At 65.2% G+C, this 1,414-nt stretch carries 2 protein-coding genes; both read left to right on the top strand.

Annotated features, from left to right (window positions below):
• Positions 1 to 737: thiolase C-terminal domain-containing protein (locus FNH05_RS37340; RefSeq protein ID WP_425458537.1), on the top strand; the 737-nt coding region annotated here is incomplete at its 5' end.
• A gap of 398 nt (positions 738 to 1,135) precedes the next feature.
• On the top strand, positions 1,136 to 1,345 hold the full coding sequence (locus FNH05_RS37335) for a hypothetical protein (RefSeq protein ID WP_144593532.1): 210 nt from the start codon (positions 1,136 to 1,138) through the stop codon (positions 1,343 to 1,345).
• Positions 1,346 to 1,414: the final 69 nt, after the last annotated feature.

The following is a 1,414-nucleotide window of genomic DNA, read 5'->3' as shown; positions in this document are numbered from 1 at the left end:
CCCCGGCCCAGCACACGGCGATGTTCGCCCGCCGCTACATGCACGTCTACGGGGCGACGAGTGAGGATTACGGCCGGGTGGCCGTCCTGGCGCGCAAACACGCGGCGAACAACCCCAAGGCATGGTTCTACGGCAAACCGCTCACTCTGGAGGAACACCAGGCCTCGCGATGGATCGCGGAGCCGCTGCACCTGTTCGACTGCTGCCAGGAGACCGACGGAGGCCAGGCCATGGTCATCGTCAGCGCCGAGCGGGCCAAGGAGCTGCCGTCGACACCGGCCTATATCGTCGGTGCCGCCCAGGGCATGGGGCCGGACCAGTACCAGATGGTCAGCTACTACCGTGACGACCTGACCAGGGTCCCCGAGGTCGAGCTGTGCGCCCGGCAGCTGTGGTCCCAGTCCGGGCTCGGTCCCTCGGACGTGGATGCGGCCGTTCTCTACGACCACTTCACTCCCTACGTGCTCAACCAGCTCGAGGAGTACGGCTTCTGCGGACGCGGGGAGGCCAAGGACTTCATCGCCGACGGACACCTCGAGGTGACCGGTTCCCTGCCGACCAACACCCACGGCGGTCAGATCGGTGAGGCCTACCTCCACGGCACCAACGGCATCGCGGAAGGCGTCCGGCTCGTGCGCGGCACATCGGCCAACCAGCCCGAGAACGTCCGCAACGTCCTCGTGACAGCCGGAGTCGGGGTTCCGACCAGTGCCCTGATCCTCGCTTCGGAGGTGTGAAAACGGGCGCCACTGCCACGCCGAAGAATGTTCCAAGGCGGGATGTTTCCGGCCGGTCTCACCCGGCGGGCCACTCCCGGATCCGCCCGGCCGGCGGGGAACTGTGACGACCGATGCGCTCGGAGAAGGAGAAAAACGGGAGAGTTGAGCGTTCGGGTGATGCGGTGAACTACGGCGAATTGACCTTCAACGGGCCCGGTTTATGCTGCGGTTTCTCTGCCTTCGCCTAACGGTCAAAGGGGCGCAGTTTCCAATCCTGTCGTCCCGACGGTCGAGGAAGAGCTTCCTGACGTGGGTACCACATCCTGGCCACCTTCGCCGACAACCCCGCGGTTCGTCTCGGCGGCATCTACGTCCTGGCACGCATCGCCCGCGACTCCTCCGGCGATCAGCCCGCCATGGTCAACGTGCTGGCCGCATTCGTGCGCGAAGCAACCAAACGTGACCCGCAGGGCGGGTGTCCCGACCAGCCGCCCGCCGTCGATGTGCAGGCCGCACTCACCGTCCTTACCCACCGAAACCCGCAGCGCAACGATCCCAAGATCGACTTAGAGCGTGTCTTACGTGGTGATCAACGGCTGATGTGTGATGATCTTTGTCGTGGTTGATCGTTTGTCGTTGCGTCTTGTGCCGGACGAGTTGTGGGAGCTTGTGGAGCCGTTGGTCCCCGCGTTTGC

It is taken from the genome of Amycolatopsis rhizosphaerae, assembly GCF_007713715.1.
Classification (GTDB): Bacteria; Actinomycetota; Actinomycetes; order Mycobacteriales; family Pseudonocardiaceae; genus Amycolatopsis_E; species Amycolatopsis_E rhizosphaerae.
This window is presented reverse-complemented; position numbering and strand designations above follow the sequence as displayed.